The 18,378-nt window shown below is 63.6% G+C and carries 13 protein-coding genes; 4 read left to right on the top strand and 9 right to left on the bottom strand.

All coding sequences use genetic code 11. The annotated features are described in order from the left end of the window. Nucleotides 1–767 precede the first annotated feature (767 nt). The 4 genes from GSQ75_RS18940 to GSQ75_RS18925 all read right to left on the bottom strand — a co-directional run bounded on the left by GSQ75_RS18940 (nt 768) and on the right by GSQ75_RS18925 (nt 4,266). The gene (locus GSQ75_RS18940) at nt 768–1,553 is read right to left on the bottom strand and encodes a glycosyltransferase family 2 protein (protein WP_158756434.1); all 786 of its coding nucleotides are present in this window, start codon (nt 1,551–1,553) and stop codon (nt 768–770) included. Beyond that, nucleotides 1,540–2,805 (bottom strand): O-antigen ligase, encoded by a 1,266-nt coding sequence (locus GSQ75_RS18935; RefSeq protein WP_158756448.1) that lies wholly within the window; start codon nt 2,803–2,805, stop codon nt 1,540–1,542. The genes GSQ75_RS18940 and GSQ75_RS18935 overlap by 14 nt, the downstream gene beginning before the upstream one ends. A gap of 47 nt (nt 2,806–2,852) precedes the next feature. Beyond that, on the bottom strand, nt 2,853–3,980 hold the full coding sequence (locus GSQ75_RS18930; RefSeq protein ID WP_158756433.1) for a glycosyltransferase: 1,128 nt from the start codon (nt 3,978–3,980) through the stop codon (nt 2,853–2,855). Nucleotides 3,981–4,056: 76 nt separating this feature from the next. Further along, nucleotides 4,057–4,266 carry a zinc-finger domain-containing protein gene (locus tag GSQ75_RS18925; RefSeq protein WP_158756432.1) on the bottom strand — a complete coding sequence of 70 codons (210 nt, stop codon included), beginning with the start codon at nt 4,264–4,266 and terminating at the stop codon, nt 4,057–4,059. A gap of 188 nt (nt 4,267–4,454) precedes the next feature. On the opposite strand from GSQ75_RS18925, the gene GSQ75_RS18920 reads away from it, so the two are divergent. Further along, nucleotides 4,455–5,732 (top strand): Yip1 family protein, encoded by a 1,278-nt coding sequence (locus tag GSQ75_RS18920; RefSeq protein ID WP_158756431.1) that lies wholly within the window; start codon nt 4,455–4,457, stop codon nt 5,730–5,732. A 68-nt stretch (nt 5,733–5,800) separates the two neighbouring features. On the opposite strand, the gene GSQ75_RS18915 is transcribed toward GSQ75_RS18920, so the two are convergent. Continuing rightward, nucleotides 5,801–6,394, bottom strand: coding sequence for a YceI family protein (locus GSQ75_RS18915; protein ID WP_158756430.1), 594 nt, complete (start codon nt 6,392–6,394; stop codon nt 5,801–5,803). A gap of 50 nt (nt 6,395–6,444) precedes the next feature. Then, nucleotides 6,445–7,038, bottom strand: a complete 594-nt coding sequence (locus tag GSQ75_RS18910; protein WP_158756429.1) for a malonic semialdehyde reductase — start codon at nt 7,036–7,038, stop codon at nt 6,445–6,447. 134 nt (nt 7,039–7,172) lie between these two features. Between GSQ75_RS18910 and GSQ75_RS18905 the strand changes: the two genes are divergently transcribed. Next, nucleotides 7,173–8,153, top strand: a complete 981-nt coding sequence (locus tag GSQ75_RS18905; RefSeq protein WP_158756428.1) for a mitochondrial fission ELM1 family protein — start codon at nt 7,173–7,175, stop codon at nt 8,151–8,153. A gap of 27 nt (nt 8,154–8,180) precedes the next feature. Here the strand turns inward: GSQ75_RS18905 and GSQ75_RS18900 are convergent, their stop codons facing one another. Further along, nucleotides 8,181–11,174, bottom strand: coding sequence for a ligand-binding sensor domain-containing diguanylate cyclase (locus GSQ75_RS18900; RefSeq protein ID WP_158756427.1), 2,994 nt, complete (start codon nt 11,172–11,174; stop codon nt 8,181–8,183). Nucleotides 11,175–11,304: 130 nt separating this feature from the next. Next, the gene (glnE, locus tag GSQ75_RS18895; RefSeq protein WP_158756426.1) at nt 11,305–14,172 is read right to left on the bottom strand and encodes a bifunctional [glutamate--ammonia ligase]-adenylyl-L-tyrosine phosphorylase/[glutamate--ammonia-ligase] adenylyltransferase; all 2,868 of its coding nucleotides are present in this window, start codon (nt 14,170–14,172) and stop codon (nt 11,305–11,307) included. A gap of 195 nt (nt 14,173–14,367) precedes the next feature. Between glnE and GSQ75_RS18890 the strand changes: the two genes are divergently transcribed. Next, complete coding sequence (locus GSQ75_RS18890) at nt 14,368–16,266, top strand: LTA synthase family protein (protein WP_158756425.1); 1,899 nt, start codon at nt 14,368–14,370, stop codon at nt 16,264–16,266. A 204-nt stretch (nt 16,267–16,470) separates the two neighbouring features. Next, nucleotides 16,471–17,013: a hypothetical protein gene (locus GSQ75_RS18885; RefSeq protein WP_158756424.1), complete on the top strand. Its 543-nt coding sequence runs from the start codon at nt 16,471–16,473 to the stop codon at nt 17,011–17,013. A 161-nt stretch (nt 17,014–17,174) separates the two neighbouring features. Here the strand turns inward: GSQ75_RS18885 and groL are convergent. Continuing rightward, nucleotides 17,175–18,378 (bottom strand): chaperonin GroEL (gene groL, locus GSQ75_RS18880; RefSeq protein ID WP_254058654.1); only part of this gene is annotated, 1,204 nt, incomplete at its 5' end.

Raw genomic sequence — 18,378 nt, 5'->3', positions numbered from 1 at the left:
CACCGGCTGCGCCAGCACCGGTGCGCCGGCGAGCGCCGCTGCAATGGATGCGCTGAGAATGAAATAACCCTGTTTCATGGATATAGCTCCCTAATTCTGTAAGTTGGTCAAAAAGTTGATGGCGCACTTGCCGGATCTACTTTGCGAACAGCACCTTGCGTGCAGAACCTACGCCCCTGCGACGGGTTTTGGATTTCCGTCTTCCATCCAGACACCTGGCATCAACGTGGACGTCCATGCCTGTTTCTGCCTCACCACAGCGTTTGACCGTGGTGCAACTCAGCACTCAATCAGGAAGTGAGCCAGCAGAACGGCCGCCGCTAAATTAAGCCGCGTGCAATCAATCAGCTGGTCGAATTTCCCTCCGATAACACAACAGCATTCAATTAGATGCCCCTCACCCCAGCACCCCGTTGTGCTCCGCTGAGTGTGCGACGCGGCATCAGTGTCTGCAATGGCATTCGCCAATAATCAGCGATTAGTCAAAGCGCATGATTAATGCAATCAAATTCAACTTGTTGCAAGATCTAACGAAAATTGCGGCTCCATTGCAGAAACACATTAAAAACGAAATATATTACGAATACGAATAAGTTATATAAGTAAAATCAAGGCAAATACAGCCATAACCGGACCATGGAAATCACAATATTTTGCGATTTAAGCGCCCGCGAATAACTCGAGTCCAAACAAACATGAACTCGAGATGAACCTGTAGGCATAGTTTCGACTGTATGCCTGAATCCTGCCGGCAAGCGCCAACCTGGTCACAAATTACGAAACACGTCCTGTTCGCCCATGCGTTTCCGGCGACGCAACTCGTACAGCTTGGCGTATTTCAGGAACGCGTAGAACGCATGGATCCGGGCTGCGATGAAACCGGCCCAGCCCGAGCGGTAATGCCCACGCAGCACGTAGTAACGCAGGAAGGCTGCGGTCGGGTAGAACACCATGCGCATGCGCAGCCAGGACACCTTGCGCCGGGCCAGATCAGCCAGCTGCATGGTGGAGTAACGGTTGGCCTTGGCCGTGCGCCCGGCGATATCGGGCTCGCCATAATGGTCGATCACTACGTCGAGTACACCGACCGGGCCGTCCACCAGCACCGACTCATGTACCTGGTGATCGCTCATTCGCGCGCGCTGTTTGTCGAACAGCCGCACGTAATGATTGAGCCGGCTGTGCAACGACTGCCAGCGCCAGAACTGCCACTCGCGCCGCCACAGCTGATAGCCGGCATGGCTCGGCGCCTGCAACGCCTGCTGCAATGATGCGGCGGCAGCCGGGGCGAGTGATTCATCGGAATCGAGCAGCAGCACCCAGCGCTGGCTAGCCAGGTCGATCGCTGCCTGCTTCTGCGCGCTGTAGCCGGCAAACGGCTGGGCATGGATCCGTGCACCGTAGTGCGCGGCAATCGCCAGCGTGGCGTCAGTCGAGCCCGAATCCAGCACCACGATCTCGTCAGCCCACGCCACCGAACGCAGGCAGGCGTCGAGCGTGCCCGCGTTGTTCATCGTGGTCACCACCACCGATAGCGGTTCACGCGGGCTCATCGTCGTCCTTCACCACATAGAGCGCGGCACACCACAGCCCGAGCAGCCAACCGAACAACAACCCCCACCATGCCGAATAAAAAGCCAGGTGGGCATTCAACGGAAACAGCATCACGCCCAGCGCCAAGCTGACCGGGAACGTCCGGCTACGCGCCGCCGATCCGACCCGACGCCAGGCGCGCCAGGCCAGCACGACGGCAGCCAGCCACAGCGACAAGCCGAGCACGCCGGTCTCGGTGAGAATCTCCAGCACCAACTGGTGCGGATGACAGGCACCTTCGCCCACGCCGCAAGACTCGGCGGTGAGGAAGTGATCATTCGCCGGTGCATAGTGCGGATAGGCATAGCGGAAGCCACGCACGCCGACACCAGTGACCGGATGCGCCGCGATCATTTCCACGCTGGTATGCCAGATATCTAGCCGGCCACTGAGCGCGGCATCCACGGACTGATCGGTGCCCTGCAAAGCAAGCAGGGTGCGATCCATCCGCAGTTGGAACCTGGTGGAGGTTTTCCAGGCGATGCCCCCGGCCAGCGTGAGCAGCAGCGCGGCGATCACGCAGAATCCGGCAAAGCGCAGCGGTGAGCGCGCCTCGCGCCAGGCAAAGCCCAGCGCTACCAAGGCGTAGCACAGCCAGGCCGCACGCGAACCGGCCAGCAGCACCGGGCCCAGCATCAGCACGAACGCCAACAGCAGACCCGGCAGGCCCCAGCGACGCCGCGCCACCCATAACGCAAACGGTGACAGCACCGCCAGCGTCGGGCCCAGCTTGAGATCGGTGGCTCCGAAGATGCCGGAAACGCGCTCGGCCTCGGCATGACCACCCAGACTCCAGCCGGTCAACGCCTGCACCCAGGCATCCACCGTCCACAGCGCCAGTACCAGTGCCACCGCTACATACAACGCCTGCAGCTTGCTGTCGCGCCGGATCGCGAAGCACGCATACAGGCCGAGCGGCACATAGCGCAGCACGGCCACCACGGTGCCCCAGCTCTTGCCCGGTACCACCGAGTCGAACGCGGACAGCAACGCAGCGCCGACATAGGCACCCAGCAGCCACAGCAGCAAGCGCGCACCCGCATGCTCCTGCAACGCGCGCGGCTCCCGCGCAAACAGCAAGATCACGCCAAGCAGGCATAAAAACGTACCCAGCTCCGAACTTCGTCCCAACGGCAGCAGGGCGACTACCAGCCAGTACGGCAGCAGCGGCGAACGAAGCGCCGTCTTGAACAAGGTACCGAGTGAAGTCATGCGCGGGCCGATGCGAAGGCGGTCACGCATTGTAGGCGAGCGCGAACTCAGCCGCTGGTCACCTCGTCATACAGCGCCAGCGTGGCCTGCTGCATGTCGAGCAGACCATAGTTCTGCAGCGGCGGAATCGGCGGCGCCACCCGCAGCAACTCCGCGGCACGCTCGACCAGTCGCTCGCGATCCCCCAGCGGTACGCGACCGGCCGGATACAGTTCGGCCAGCAGTTCGCCGACGCCGCCATGCGCGTAGCCAAGCACCGGCCGGCACAGCGACAACGCCTCAATCACGGTACGTCCGAACGATTCGGGTTTGTTCGACAACTGCAGCACCAGCGCAGACACCGCGTAGATGTCGCGGATATCGTGGCGCGGCGGCGACAGCACGACCTGCGAGATCACCCCACGCATGCGGATCAGCTCGCGCAGCTCTTCCACGTAGGCCTCGCGACCGGGCTCGATCACACCCAGCAGCAACAGCCGCGCTTCGATGCCGCGGCGCTTGAGATCAGCCAGCAACTCGATCGCGTCATGGTGGCCCTTCAGGCGTGTGCCGCGCGCCGGCATGGTCAGCAGCGGCGCACCGGTCAGCGCCGGAAATTCGGCAAAAAATGCCTTCTGCCATGCATCGTCCGGTCGGTGCCCATACGGAAATGCCGCCGGGTCGATACCACGCGGAATCACCCGCACCTTCGCCGGTTCCAGCCAGCGGTAATGGCTGAGCACGAAATCGCGCACGGTCTGCGAGACCGCAATCACCCGCTCCCCACGCAGCAGGATCGCGCTGTAGCTGCCCGGCGAGTTGAGTCCATGCACGGTGGTGATGAAATGCGGGCGCGGCGTCATCCCCTTCAGTGCCCACCAGCCCATCCAGGCCGGCAAGCGCGAACGGGCATGCACGATGTCGGGCTTGAGTTCATGCAGCACCCGTCGCAGCACGCCGAGACGGGTCAGCGTGCTCAGCGATTTGCTGCCCAGATCGAGCGTGATGTGCTCACTGCCCTCCGCCAGCAGCTGTTCGGTCAGTCGACCGCCGGCCGAGATCACCACCGAACGGTGACCGGCCTGTACCAGCGCACGGGCAATCTCCAACGCCGTCCGCTCCGCGCCGCCCGAATGCAGTGCGGGGATCAACTGGACCACAGTCAGCAGCCTGGCAGGGACGACAATGCTGGACATGAGCTCTGGACTGGACGCTTTCATCCTTGATGCAAGCAAAAACAATGCCGCCGGCCATCCGGATGAAGCCAACCGCTCAGTCGCGCAGCACGTAATGGGCGCCACAGTAGGCGCAGGTTGACTCACCACCGTCATCGACGATCGGCAGATAGACCTTCGGATGCGAATTCCACAGCTCCATGCCCGGCATCGGGCAGGACAGGGGCAAGTCCTTGCGCGTCACTTCGTAACGATTTTCGGCATTTGCCGGCACCAGCGGCAGCGCCGCGGAAAGGGGACCCGACATGGGCAAACTCCAGACTGGATATCAGGCCGGGAATGGTAACAGGCCGGCAGCATCACCCGCGTATATGCAGGAAACGCGAACCGACCGAAGGGCATAGCCCGTGCGGTCAATACAGATTGTGATCCCCCAGGCCGAGAATCCGTGTGCAGATTTCACATCGGAACGACTGGTCACTAGGGGACACACTCATGGACTTCGGAAAAATCATCGAACGCGTCAAGGCCATCCTGACCACACCCAGGACCGAATGGCCTGTCGCCGCGGCCGAGCCCGCCAGCGTTGGTGGCCTGTATGCCGGTTACATTGTGATCGTCGCTGCGTTGCCGGCAATCGCCAGTTTCATCAAGGGCAGCCTGATCGGTTACGGCGGGTTCGGCATCACCATACGCACGCCGTTCACCCTCGGCATCGTCGCGATGGTGCTGGGCTACGTGTTGAGTCTGGTGATGACCTACGTGGTCGCGCTCATCGTCAACGCGCTTGCACCTACCTTTGGCGGCCAGAAGGACCAGACCCAGGCCCTGAAGACCATCGCCTACGCCTGGACCGCCTACTGGATCGCCTCGATCGGCACCATCGTGCCGTGGCTGGGCTGGCTGATTGGCATCGCCGGTGGTATCTACTCGATCTACCTGCTCTATCTGGGCCTGCCCCACACCATGAAGTGCCCGCCGGACAAGGCGGCTGGCTATACCGCCGTGAGCGTGGTGATCACCATCGTGCTCGGCTGGATCATCGGGCTGGTCGTCGCCGGCGTCGTCGGCACCGCCGCCTTGACAGGCGCCTCGATGAGCGGCATGAACATCACCGGCAGCAACGGCGACAGCAGCAACGTCAGCATCGACAGCAACAGCGCACTAGGCAAACTCGCCGCGATGGGGCAGCAGGCCGAGCAGGCTGGCAAGCAGATGGACGCCGCACAGAAATCCGGCGACAGCGCGGCGCAACAGGCCGCGATGGGCAAGATACTTGGTGCAGTGGCCGGTGGCGGGACGACAGGCACAGTCGAAGCGCTCTCGCCCGACCAGGTCAAGGCCTTCCTGCCGGACAGCCTGGATGGCCTCAAGCGCACCAGCATTTCCGCGCAGCGCAGCGGCGCGATGGGCATGCAGCTCTCCGATGCGAGCGCCGTTTACAGCGACGGCAATGGCCACAACATCACGCTGGAAGTGACGGACAGCGGTGGCGCCAAAGGCTGGATGTCGATGGCCACCGCGATGGCGCCGGAAGAGGAAAAGGAGACCGATCACGGCTATGAAAAGACCTATACCGATTCGGGCCGGCTGACCCACGAGGCGTGGGATACCCAGTCCAAGTCCGGGGAATACAGCCTGATCATCGCCCAGCGCTTCAGCGTCAAGGCCAACGGCAATGCCGACAGCATCGACCAGCTGAAGCAGGCGGTCGGCAGCGTCGACCTGGGCAAACTGGAATCGATGAAGGATAGCGGCGTGAAGTCCAACTGATTTCGGCACAGAGGGCCATAAAAAAAGCCGCGCCATATTGGCGCGGCTTTTTAATCCGCAATGCAGATTTACTGCGCCGCGTCAGCCTTCGGCACTTCGCCTTCGGTGGTGATGCGGATCTTGATCTCGTCGCTGACTTTCGGCACATACGCGCCGACACCGAAGTCCGAACGCTTCAGGGTTCCGGTGGCATCGAAACCAATCGCCTGAGCCTTGGTCATCGGGTGCGGGCCAACCTTGTTCAAGGTGGCATCCAGCACCACCGACTTGGTCACGCCATGCACGGTCAGGTCACCGGTGACCTTGAACTTGTTGCCACCCAGCGGCTGCACCTTGGTGCTCTTGAAAGTCACCGTCGGGTACTTGTCGGCATCGAAGAAATCCGCTTCCTTCAGGTGCTTGTCGAGCGCTGGTACGTGAGTGTCGAGGTTGGCCAGCGGCAGGGTCACCTCCACGCTGGACTGGGCCGGATGCTGCTCATCGAACACCAAGGTGCCGTCGCCCAGGCCGAAGTCGGCAACAGGATTGGAGTAGCCGAAGTGGTTCCAGCTGAACAGCACCATGGTATGGCCCGGATCCAGCTTGTAGGTGACCGGTGCGGCCTGCGCCGATACAGCGGCGCCGAGCAGGCCGGCGAGTACGAGATATTTCAATGCACGCATGGAAGTGACTCCTTGAGAATGAGGGTTCAGCATTAGCTTCAGGGGATTTTTCAAGCGATCTTGCAGGCTTCGTCGAACGCGAGGCGGGGACTGCGTGGAAACAGATTACGGCTGCTATCGCCGTAACCGATACTGATCAGGAAATTGGATTTGATCGCGGTGCCGGCGAAGAACGCCGCATCCACCCCGGCCTGGTCATAGCCGGACATCGGGCCGCAATCGAGCCCGATCGCACGCGCCGCCAGCAGCACATAGGCACCCTGCAGGGTTGCATTGCGAAATGCGGTGGTATCGATCAATGGCTGGTTGCCGACGAACCAGCTGCGCGCATCGGCGTGTGGAAACAGCTTCGGCAGGTGCTCGTAGAACTCATGATCGGTGGCGATGATCGCTGTCACCGGCGCTTCCATCGTCTTGGCACGGTTGCCTTCGGACAGGAACGGCTCCAGCTTTGCCTTGGCCTCTTTCGACTTCACGAACACCACGCGCATCGGCGAGGCATTGGCGCTGGTAGGGCCGAACTTGGCCAGCTCATAGAGCTGGTGCAGTTGTTCGTCGCTCACTTCTTTCGGCAGCCATGCATTGAACGTACGGGCGTTGCGGAACAACTGGTCGAGGCTGGCCTCGGAAAGCAACTCGCTCATGGGTATCCTCTGCGGAAAGACGCGCCGGCATGACGCTACAGGCTGCAAGTGTATAGGTGCCCGCGCACCAGCAGATCACGATCTGAGGAACGTACTGTGTTGATCAGGGAAACAATGCCACGCCGCCTGCGCCGATGCTGAAGCTTCAGGGCGAATGCTGGGTGATCACCGATGCTGCCGCCGGCAACCAGCGGCAGGCACTGGCTCTGGCCGAGTACCTGCAGATGCCGCTGCGCCATCTGGTCCTTGAACCGCGTCCACCATGGTCGTGGCTGGCGCCACGCCTCGCACTGGGCGGACAACTGGCGCTGACCGCCAGCCAGAGCGAGCTGTTTGCGCCGCCGTGGCCGAGCGTGGCCGTTGGCTGCGGCCGCGCCGCGGCCTTGTTCACCCGCATGCTGCGCGGTTTGTCCGATGGCCAGTGCTACACCGTGCAGATCCTCGACCCGCGCATCGATCCCGCCCACTGGGACACGGTGATCGTGCCGCGCCACGACCAGGTCGATGGTCCCAACGTGCTGCAACTGCTCGGTTCGTTGAATTCGGTGGACGATGCCTGGCTGGCCGACGGCCGCGAATCCTGCCCGCAGTTCGCCGAGCTGCCGCAGCCGCGCGTCGGCGTGCTACTGGGTGGTCAGCGCAAGGGCATCGCGTTGGATGCCGACTACGCGCGTCAACTGGCTAACCGCCTGCTGGAGGACCAGCGCCGGGAAGGTGGCAGCCTGTTGGTGCTGGCCTCACGGCGCACTTCGTCCACGCTGATCGAGATCTTCCGCCATGCGCTGAAAGGCGTACCCGGCCTGGTCTGGGCTGGCCACGATGACGGCCGCAATCCCTATCCCGGCGTACTCGGCTGGGCCGACCGTCTGGTCGTCACTCCCGACTCGGTAAACATGCTCAGCGAAGCCTGTGCCGTCGGCTGCCCGGTGCAGACCTTCGTCATCGAGCCATTGCCGTCGAAGATCGAGCGGTTCCACCGCGAGCTGCGCAACGCCGGACTGCTGCAGGATCTTGGCGCGCCGGCACCAGCAGCACAAGCGCCGCCGCCACTGCGCGAAACCGCACCGATCGCAAGCAAATTGTGCGAACGCATCTACAGCCGCCGGCAGGGCTGAACGCAACAACGGTGCGGACAACCTGCCTCAGGGCGCTTCGCGCACCCAGCGCAATTGACCCGCGGCGAGCAGTGCGTCGAGTTGTGGCACGAATGGGTTGCACAGGACCTCCGCAGGCAGCGGCCTGGTGGCGACTAGGCCGACGCTGGTGTTGCGCCCATCCTGCTTGGCGCGATAAAGGGCAAGGTCGGCCAGCTCCAGCGCCGCGTCGAAGGTCTTGCTGCCAGCATGCATGGTAAGCGGATGCAGGCTGAAGCCGACCGAGCAGGTCAACCGGATCGTGCCGCCGCGGCCATCCATGAACTCATGCGCGGCGATATCCCGGCGCAGACGTTCCGCAATGCTCAATGCGTCGGCGACATCGACCCGGGGCAGCAGCAGCAGAAACTCCTCCCCGCCCCAGCGCACGGTCACGTCGCTGTCGCGCCGCGCGGCGGTGAGCAGACCGCCAAGAGCGCGCAAGACCGCGTCGCCAACCGCATGACCGTAACCATCGTTGACCTGCTTGAAATAATCGATATCGATCTGCAGCACACCGATGCTCTCGCCGCTGGAAAGCATTCCGGGCAGACGCGCCAGCAGGTACCTCCGGTTGTGCAGCGCGGTCAGTGCATCGGTGTGGCTCTCTTCAGCCAGCGCGAGGTTGGCAATACGCAGGCGTTCGATCGCGCGCGCGAGCTGCGCGGTGCGGCGCACGACCTGCGCTTCCAGCCGTGCATTGCGGCTACGTTGTATGCGCAGGCTCCACCCGACCAGCAGGACGACCAGCAGGCACAGCAGCAGAATCGCCGCGCCACGCACCAAGATGCGTTCATACCAATGCGGTTCGACCTGGACCGGCAGATCCGCCTCGGGACCAAATCCGGGGCCACCGGAAAGCGATGCGGCAACGCGGAAGCGGTATTTGCCCGGCGGCAGGTGCGTGTAAAACGCGGTGCGCCGCACGCCCACGTCCTGCCAATCCGCATCGTAACCTTCCAGTTGATAGCGGAAGCGCACCGTTCCCATGCGCAAATAGGGCGCGGTGTAGTGGATGGCCAGGTCACGCGCACCCTGACGCAGGTCAAATGATTCGCCGGGGAACTGCACACCTTCATGCTCGATGGATTCGACCATCGCCATCGGCGGCATCGGCGGCCTACCGAGCGCACGTATGTTCAGGCCCAGCGCACCGTCGGTCGTGCTGTACCAGATGTTCTCACCATCGATCAGGCTGCGCGCGCCAGCGCCACCGTTGCAGCAATGCGTATTGTGCAAGCTGGTGGTGCGCTCTTCGCCGGCGAGCAACTGCGGCATGACCTGACTTGCCGGGGAACCTGGCAGCGGCAATTGCGCGAGCGGCAACCGCCATGCACCGGCAATCGAGCCGACGTAGAGCTCACCGTCGAGCACGTCGAGTGTCCAGGCATTGTCGCTGGGCAGACCATCCTTCTGGCTGGTCATGCGCAGCTGCCCATTCACCATGACGCCGATACCGGCATCGGTGGTCGCGATGCCGAGCATGCCAGGCCCCAACATGGCCACACGGGATACGAAGTGACCATGCAACGGCTCGGCCCATGCAGGTTGTGCCAGCTTGCCATCGCGCCATTCGCGCACGCCATCCTCGGTACCGAGATAAAGATGATCCGGCGCCAGCGGAAGTATCGAGCGGATGATCGACGCCGCCACCGATGCACCGGGATCGACCCGGCTGAGGGTGCCCGCATGCCAGCGATACAGGCCACCGGAAGTGCCGATCCAGAAGTCGTCATCGGCAACTTCGCGGATATCGTTGATCTGCCAGCTGTCCAGTGCCGACAAGGCCGGCGGGGTGATGATGCTGCGATGGTCGTAGACCGCGATGCCCGCACGGGTACCGATCCACAGGCGACCGCGATGGTCGTAGTACAGCTCATACGCGGACGGGTTGGGCAGCGCCTTGCCCGCGATCAGTGGGTGTACGTGCCGGCCATCGAAGGTTTCCACGTCGGAATTGGTACCGAGCACGATATCGCCGTGCGACGCGCGCGCGATGCTCCATACCAGCGAATCGGCCAGCCCGTCGCGTAACGAGACACGCCGCGTCCAACCATTCCAGACCCGATACAGGCCGCTGATATGGGTTCCCATCCACAGGTTGCCGGCGCGATCCTCGTACAGTGCCTGGATCCACGGGTGATGCTCGATATCGTTATCGTCTGCCCGTTCCAGCGTGGCGTCCGGCAACCGTCGATACAGTGCAGGCACGGTGCCGATCCACAACGTACCGTTGCGATCGGTCAGAAGACTTTCAATCGACGTGGTATCGAGATCGGCACTCAGCCCGGAGGATACTATGCGCTTCCCGGCCACGCGCATCAGCCCGAAGTGTGTGCCCAGCCATAGGTTGTCCCGAGTGCTTGACATCTGGGTGATGGCAACGGGTTGATGGCCTTCCGTGTCTTGCTGCATGCATGTCACGGTCGGTGAATCCAACGCACCGGCAACGCTGCACGCGCGCCCCAGGCCACCGATCCATAGCGTCTTGCCCTCGCGCAGCAGGCTGAAGGCAGGGCCGCTGTAACCGGCAATCGGAACGATATGGCCGTTCCGCACCCGTGCCAAGCCATGCGAGGTGGCCAACAGGGGCGTGCCATCACCCGCATCGATGATCGCGTTGACCGCGTCGTCACCCAGTGCAGTGAAATGCCCGTTACGCTCGCGCAACAGGCCGTGCGCACCGCCGAACCAGACTTGTCCGAGTGGATCCGCCCACTCGGCGGAGAGCATGCTGGTATCGACCCCGGTGTTGGCACGATCAAACGTGACAAATTGCGCGCCGTCGAAACGCGTTACCGCAATCTCGGTATTGGCCCATAGAAAGCCGGCACGATCCTGGGTCATACCGAGGACCGTGATCTGCGGCAGGCCCTGCTCGACACTCCAGTGATCGAGGACAAAGGCGTGGAACGGCGTCTGCGGATCCAAGGCAACGGCTGGCCGCATACCGAATATGCAGATCGAGACCGCGAACAGGACCGCGTACAACGCCCTTGCCATGCTTCCCCTTGTGCAAGCGACATCGGCACTCCTGGTGACATCGCTGGCTTCTGGCGATCTTGCCCTGTTGGCAAGGTGCCCGACAAGGGTTGTCGTTAAAGCTCTGCCAAGGGTGAACGGCAGCGCGTCGCTAGGTCGGGTTGCTCGGCGCGCCAAACGTAAAACCAAGCGCCGTTGTGACGTCCTGCACGCTAGCGCACAGCTGTTCCAGTTCCCCGTCACGCGGCGCGATGCGCGAGCGCAGATCAAGCGTGCAGGCCAGCCCACGTTGCAACAGGTCGGCGTGCGCCACGTTCAGGATCGCCGCCTGATTGGCGTCGAGCAGCCCGGCCACGCGACAGGCTTCGATCAGGGCCGCATTGGCGGTCACGCCGAGCAGCGCGGGAAGCCGTGCAGCATGCGCCAGCACCAGTCCCTGCAGTGCGAACTCGATGTCGAGCAAACCGCCGTGGCCCTGTTTGAGATCGAGCTGGCGTTCGTCTGAGCGGTCGCGTTCAGCGCGCCAGCGCGAACGCATGCTGCTGACGTCGGCCAGCACTGCCGCAGGTTCGCGCGGCACGGCAAGAATGTCGCGGCGCACCTCGGCCAGTTCGGCACTGAGTGCCGCATCGCCGGCCACCGGGCGGGCACGCAGCAATGCCTGGTGCTCCCACGTCCATGCGCGGCTCTTCTGATACGCCGCGAAGGAATCAAGGCTGCTGACCAACAGCCCCTTGGAGCCATCCGGACGCAGCCGCGCATCGACCTCGTACAGACGACCGCCGCGAGTCAGCACGGTAAGCCAGTTCATCACCCGCTGGGCCAGCCGCTGATACCAGCGCGCGCCCTCCAGCGGACGCGCCCCATCACTCATCGCCCGCGCGCGCCGGCCGTCATAGACGAACACCAGATCCAGGTCCGAGGCGAAACCCAGCTCCTCACCACCCAGGCTACCGTAGCCAAGCACGGAGAAGCCCGAACCCGCACCGGGCAACCGGCCATGCTGCGCTACCAGCTCGCGCTCGGCCAATGCCAGCACGGCGCCCACCACCGATTCGGCCAGGGCGGCCAGCCGGCGTGCGGTGGCAACCGCATCGGCGCGGCCATCGTTGAAGGCCAGCCCGAGCCGGAACGCGGTGGACGCCTTGAACTCATTGATCCGATCGAGCTCCGCTTCGGCCTCGCGTTCGTCCAGCGTGGTCAGCACGCGGGCGATCTCGGCTGCGATATCGGCGCGCTTGAACGGCAATTGATCGATGCGTGGATCGAGTACGTCATCCAGCAACAATGGTTGTGCGATCACCCGCTCAGCCAGGAACGCGCTGTCGCCGAACAGGCGCACCAGCCGCTTGCGTGCACCCGGCTGTTCTTCCAGCAACGCCAGATATGACGAGCGCCGCGCCACCGCCTGCATCAGCCGGCACAGCCGCAACAGGCTTGATACCGGCGCCGTGGTGGTGCGCGCCGCGCTGAACAGTTGTGGCATCAGATGATCCAGCCGCTCGCGCGAACGCGCCGACATCGCACGCACCGGCGCCGCCTGCGGCAGTTTCAGCAACGCCTCGGCGAGTTCGGTGCCAGGTACGAAACCGGAGGCTTCCAGTACATCCGCGTCGAGTGACTCGTCGCAGGCGCGTTGCCACAGCACCATGTCCGCCGCCGGCACGACCGCGGCGCGGCCGCCCTGCGGCATCAGCACCGCGGCAAATTCCTCGCTGACGATGGCGCGATGTTTGGTCAGCGCCGCGTCCAGCGCATCCCAATCGGGATAGTCGAGACTCAGCGCGATGCGCTCGCGGCTGAGCGCATCGTCGGGGATATCGTGGGTCTGCGCGTCGCGCAGCATCTGCACGCGATTTTCCACCCGGCGCAGCAACACATACGCCTGACGCAACATCCGCGCCCGCGAGGCTGCGATGTGGCCGCGCGCCTCGCACGCGGTCAGCGCCGGCAGCAGGCCGCGCACGCGCAGGCTGGGTTCGCGACCGCCGCGGATCAGCTGGGTCAGCTGCACGATGAATTCGATCTCGCGGATCCCGCCAGGGCCAAGCTTGAGGTTGTCGGCCAGATCCTTGCGCGCGACCTCCGCATCGATCAACGCCTTCATCTCGCGCAGGCCGGCGAAAGCGGTGTAGTCGAGGTACTTGCGGTAGACGAACGGCCGCAACAGTTCCTGCAATTGCTTGCCGGCGGCGCGGTCGCCGGCGACCGGACGCGCCTTGATCCAGGCATAGCGCTCCCAGTCGCGTCCCTCGCTCTGGTAGTACTGCTCCATCGCGGCGAACGACAGCGCCAACCGGCCCGCGTTGCCGAACGGGCGCAGGCGCAGGTCGACCCGTGCGCAGATGCCATCCATGGTCGTCTCGTTCAGCAGCCGCACCAATTGGCGACCGAGCCGGATGAAGTATTCGCTGTTGTCGAGCGGGCGCGCGCCATCGGTCTGGCCGCCATGCGGATAGGCCAGCACCAGATCGATGTCGGAGGAAAAATTCAGCTCGCTGCCGCCGAGCTTGCCAAAGCCAATCACCAGCAAGCGCTGCTGCGCACCGTCCTGCGTGCGGCTATGCCCGTAGCGTGCCGCCAACGCGCGCTCGGACCAGTCCAGCGCCACGCCCAGAAGCGCCTCGTACAGCACACTGGTAGCCGACAGGGTTTCCGGTAGATCGTCCAGACCATTGACGTCGCGAAACACCAGTCGCAATGCCTCGGCATGACGAAAGCGGCGCAGCGCGACCATGCAAGCAGCTTCATCGTCGGGCAGTTTCACGGTATCGATACGTGCGCTGGCATCGTTGCCGGAGCGCAGCCGCTCCAGTCCCTGCGGCGCCAGCAGCTGCGGCTGGCGGCACCACACGTCGAACGCGAAGTCGCTGGCCAGCAAGGTACGCCGGATCCGTTCGGCGACACCGGCATCGTCGTGCAAGGGCACGCCGGCGGCGCGGCAGCGGGCGGCAAGGTTGCCGTAGCGGTCGTCGATCAGCGCACGCAGCGCGGCGGATTCATGGGCATGGGCAGGCATCGGGTCATTGTGCCGCAGTGCGGCAAAGGATGCCGACCTGAATGACCACCCTCGGACTCGTACACCAGCATCTCGCCGGAGCGTTGTACAACCCAGTCACAGGCCTGGAACTTGCGAGTCCGGCACAAACACTTGGTTCATCCGGCCCCGATTACATTTCCGTGTCTGCACCATGACAGCAATCGCAGGACTGCCATGTCGTTGAGTTCCACCAACCCATCCCGCCACTGGCGCGCGCTGGCAGCGCGCGTCGCGCTGCTGTTGTTGCTGGCGCTGGCATTCGTGTTGCTGACCGGCCTGCTGGATGGGGGCGACGGCGTCGCACCTGCGCAACTGTTCGATCAACCGCGCTTCCCGCTGGCCAATGCATGGCCCGGCTTGTTGCTGGCCGGCGTGCTGCTGGCGCTCAGTCGTCGCGCGCTGCTCTCGTTCGGGCTGGCGTTCCTGCTGCAGGGGTTGTTGTACGCCGTCAACATGCTGAAGGTGGCGAACCTCGGCACCCCCTTGCTGCCGGACGACTTCCGCATGGTCGGCCAGTTGCGCAAGGGTGGCGCGCACCTGCTGTTCGGTTACCTGCCGCACAGCCCGTGGCCTTATCTGGGATTGTTGGCCGGACTGGTCCTGATCATCGCGATGTGGCGCCATGAGCCGCCGCTGTTCGCGCGGCGCACCCGCGGCAAACGACTGGCGGCCGGCACCGTGCTGGCGGCCGCGTTGATCAGCATGCTGGTCGGCCTGTCCGCATGGGCGAAGATCTACAACGCCAGGGTGCTCTGGCTGGAGCCCTGGTCGGCCTCGTCCACCAGCGCCCATTCCGGCCTGATCAGCTCGCTGGTGATGTTTCACCTGCAGTATGGCAACGGCAAGCGCAAACCCGACGGCGCCGCGGCATCGCAATTGATCGGCCAGTCCGCGGCAGCGTTGCAGCAATCGCTGCAGACGCCGACGGCAAGCGATCCTCTGCCCGACATCGTGGTGATCCAGAGCGAGTCGTTCTTCGACCCCACCAACATGCGTGGCTACGAGGACAGCAACTTCGCGCCGAACCTGCGCCGACTCGCCGCGCACGGGATCAGCGGCAAGCTGCATGTACCGACCTTTGGCGGCGGCACCATCCGCACCGAGTTCGAGGTACTCACCGGCCTGTCGTTGCGCTATTTCGACAACCTGCAGTTTCCCTATCTGCAGATGAGCCACAAGACGATGCCGAGCTTGGTGCATGTACTGGACGCACATGGCTACACGACGACGGCGCTACACGGCAACGATCCGGCGTTCTGGAACCGCACCGCCGCATTCAAGTCGCTGGGCTTCAACCGCTTCGTGTCGCAATCGTCGTTCCCCGCCAATGCGGCGATGGACGGCAAGTACATGGCCGACAGCGCGATGACCGACGAGATCATGACCCAGCTGAAAAACAGCGGGCCGCCACAGTTCATCTTCGCGATCAGCATCGAAGCGCATGGCCCGTACGATGTCGAACCTGCCAACCGCGCCGAACGTGATGCCATCCCGGTACCCAACGGCGTCACCGGCCTCGCCAAGCAGGAACTGCAGACCTATCTCTACCATCTGCAGCACGCCGACGCCGAACTTGGCCGGCTGGTGACATGGCTGGCCCAGCGCAAGCGGCCCAGCCTGGTGCTGTTCTATGGCGACCACCTACCAGCCTTGACTGACAGCTACCGCACCACCGGTTTCGTCGACGGCCAGGACATGCTCAGCCAGGCCGGCACGTGGTTGCTGGTCGATCCGCACTATCAGGGCGCGCCGGTGCACGCGGACACCGCCGCATGGCTGCTTCCGGGCAAATTGCTGGAGCAGGCCGGGATCCACGACGATGCCTACTTCGCCCTGACCGGCGTGGTCGGCCAGCAACTCGCCGCACTGACCGCAGCCCCTGGCGCGCCGCCGCCGGCTGAAGACAGCGACGAGCAGAAACTCGACGACGCCATGGCCAGCGTTCATCAGCTGCGCATGAACGGCAAACTCGACAAGCTGCTGCCGAAGGCCGGCGCACTGCCTACCGGTGGTATCGCCCACAATGACACCGCGCCGACACAACTGCCGGCAACCGCCGCGCTGCCGCAGTAAGCCCGGAGTGTTTGTCCGGGCACCAACCGCTTCGTGAAGCGTCCGTCAATGCGTGAGAGCTGCAATTCAGCGAGCTGTCTGTCAACTGAAGTGAAACCGGACGTGTTCATACCCCAGCAGGTAAGCGACGTCTAGCGTCGGTGCAGCCCCAGAGCACGTTTCCATTTCGCGGCTTGCGGCGCTCTCTCACTAGGAGTCACCCATATGCGCAAGACCATGCTAGGCACTCTCATCATTGGTGCCAGCGTACTTACCGGCACCGCCTTCGCCCAGGTCAACTTGGGTGGTACCGCCCGGGTTGGTGGTGGTGTGAATGCCGGCACCGCCATGCCCAGCGCAATGAACACGACCCATCGGGTCGGTGCGCAAACCGGTGAAACCTTGCAGCACACCAGCCACAAGGCGAAACAGGTGACGCACAAGACCGCCGACCAGGCCCACTCGGCCGTCAGCAATACCGACCGCACCAACGCCAGCGTGAATGGTGGCGCTGCGATGAGTGCTGGTACAGGCAACCGCAACGCGTCCGCGAACGCCCGCGTCGATACCAGGGCCAACGTGGATGCCGGTGCAGCAACCAACCGGGTCGGTCAGGCTGGGCAGAGCCTCGGCAACCAGGCCGGCAATACCGTTCATTCGACGCTGCGGACCACCGGCAATACTGCCCACTCGGTTGGTAACACCGCCGGACAGTCCGTCGGCGCCGACGCCAATGTAAACGCCAACGCTGACGCGCACGGCCACTAAGTTTTCCGCTTGTTGTCGCATGTAAAACAAAAACCTCGGGAGGAAACTCCCGAGGTTTTTTGCTGGATCATGACCATCATCTCGGATGGAAGCCGACCAAAAAAGAAAACCCCGCCGAAGCGGGGTTTTCCGTATTGCAATTGCAGCTTGAAGAGCGGGACTTAGAAGTCCATACCGCCCATGCCACCCATTCCGCCGCCCATGCCACCGCCGCCATGGCCGTGGCCGTCGTCCTTCTTCGGCAGCTCGGCAACGATCGCCTCGGTGGTGATCGCAAGGCCGGCAACCGACGAAGCGTGCTGCAGCGCGGTGCGGGTCACCTTGGTCGGATCCAGGATACCCATCGCCACCATGTCGCCGAACTCACCGGTCGCGGCGTTGTAGCCGAAGTTGCCGGTGCCTTCCTTGACGCGGTTGACGATGACCGACGGCTCTTCGCCGGCGTTGGAAACGATCGCACGCAGCGGCGCTTCCAGTGCGCGACGGGTGATCGCGATGCCCAGGTCCTGGTCGGTGTTGTCGCCCTTCAGGCCTTCGACGGCCTTCAGTGCGCGGATCAGCGCAACGCCGCCGCCCGGGACCACGCCTTCTTCGACGGCTGCGCGCGTGGCGTGCAGGGCGTCTTCAACGCGGGCCTTCTTTTCCTTCATTTCAATCTCGGTGCCGGCACCGACCTTGATGACCGCAACGCCACCGGCCAGCTTGGCCACGCGCTCCTGCAGCTTCTCGCGATCGTAGTCGGAGGAGGTCTCCTCGATCTGCGCCTTGATCTGGCCGATGCGCGACTGGATCTTCTCGGCTTCACCGGCACCGTCGATGATCGTGGTGTTTTCCTTGGTGATGACGATGCGCTTGGCGCGACCCAGATCGGCGAGCGTGGTCTTCTCCAGCGACAGGCCCACTTCCTCGGACACGACCTGACCGTTGGTCAGCACCGCGATGTCTTCCAGGATCGCCTTGCGACGGTCACCGAAGCCCGGCGCCTTCACGGCGGCAACCTTGACGATGCCGCGAATGGTGTTGACCACCAGGGTAGCCAGCGCCTCGCCTTCGACTTCCTCGGCGACGATCAGCAACGGCTTGCCAGCCTTGGCGACGGCTTCCAGCACCGGCAGCAGCTCGCGAACGTTGGAGACCTTCTTGTCGTGGATCAGGATGTACGGGTCATCCAGCTCAACCTGCTGCGAAGCCTGGTTGTTGATGAAGTACGGCGACAGGTAGCCGCGATCGAACTGCATGCCTTCGACGACGTCGAGCTCGTTCTCGAGACCCGAACCTTCCTCGACCGTGATCACGCCTTCCTTGCCGACTTTCTTCATCGCGGTGGCGATGATGTCGCCGATGTTGGTGTCGGAGTTGGCCGAG

This window comes from Dyella sp. S184, assembly GCF_009766065.1.
In the GTDB taxonomy this organism is placed as follows: Bacteria; Pseudomonadota; Gammaproteobacteria; order Xanthomonadales; family Rhodanobacteraceae; genus Rhodanobacter.
The sequence above is the reverse complement of the archived record's forward strand: the minus strand, read 5'-3'. Positions and strand labels throughout refer to the sequence as shown.

Bases quoted from the DNA above. Each gene is read 5' to 3' on its own strand.
- GSQ75_RS18940 (WP_158756434.1), bottom strand. From the start codon at position 1,553: ATGAGCCCGCGTGAACCGCTATCGGTGGTGGTGACCACGATGAACAAC.
- GSQ75_RS18935 (WP_158756448.1), bottom strand. From the start codon at position 2,805: ATGACTTCACTCGGTACCTTGTTCAAGACGGCGCTTCGTTCGCCGCTG.
- GSQ75_RS18930 (WP_158756433.1), bottom strand. From the start codon at position 3,980: ATGTCCAGCATTGTCGTCCCTGCCAGGCTGCTGACTGTGGTCCAGTTG.
- GSQ75_RS18925 (WP_158756432.1), bottom strand. From the start codon at position 4,266: ATGTCGGGTCCCCTTTCCGCGGCGCTGCCGCTGGTGCCGGCAAATGCC.
- GSQ75_RS18920 (WP_158756431.1), top strand. From the start codon at position 4,455: ATGGACTTCGGAAAAATCATCGAACGCGTCAAGGCCATCCTGACCACA.
- GSQ75_RS18915 (WP_158756430.1), bottom strand. From the start codon at position 6,394: ATGCGTGCATTGAAATATCTCGTACTCGCCGGCCTGCTCGGCGCCGCT.
- GSQ75_RS18910 (WP_158756429.1), bottom strand. From the start codon at position 7,038: ATGAGCGAGTTGCTTTCCGAGGCCAGCCTCGACCAGTTGTTCCGCAAC.
- GSQ75_RS18905 (WP_158756428.1), top strand. From the start codon at position 7,173: ATGCTGAAGCTTCAGGGCGAATGCTGGGTGATCACCGATGCTGCCGCC.
- GSQ75_RS18900 (WP_158756427.1), bottom strand. From the start codon at position 11,174: ATGGCAAGGGCGTTGTACGCGGTCCTGTTCGCGGTCTCGATCTGCATA.
- glnE (WP_158756426.1), bottom strand. From the start codon at position 14,172: ATGCCTGCCCATGCCCATGAATCCGCCGCGCTGCGTGCGCTGATCGAC.
- GSQ75_RS18890 (WP_158756425.1), top strand. From the start codon at position 14,368: ATGTCGTTGAGTTCCACCAACCCATCCCGCCACTGGCGCGCGCTGGCA.
- GSQ75_RS18885 (WP_158756424.1), top strand. From the start codon at position 16,471: ATGCGCAAGACCATGCTAGGCACTCTCATCATTGGTGCCAGCGTACTT.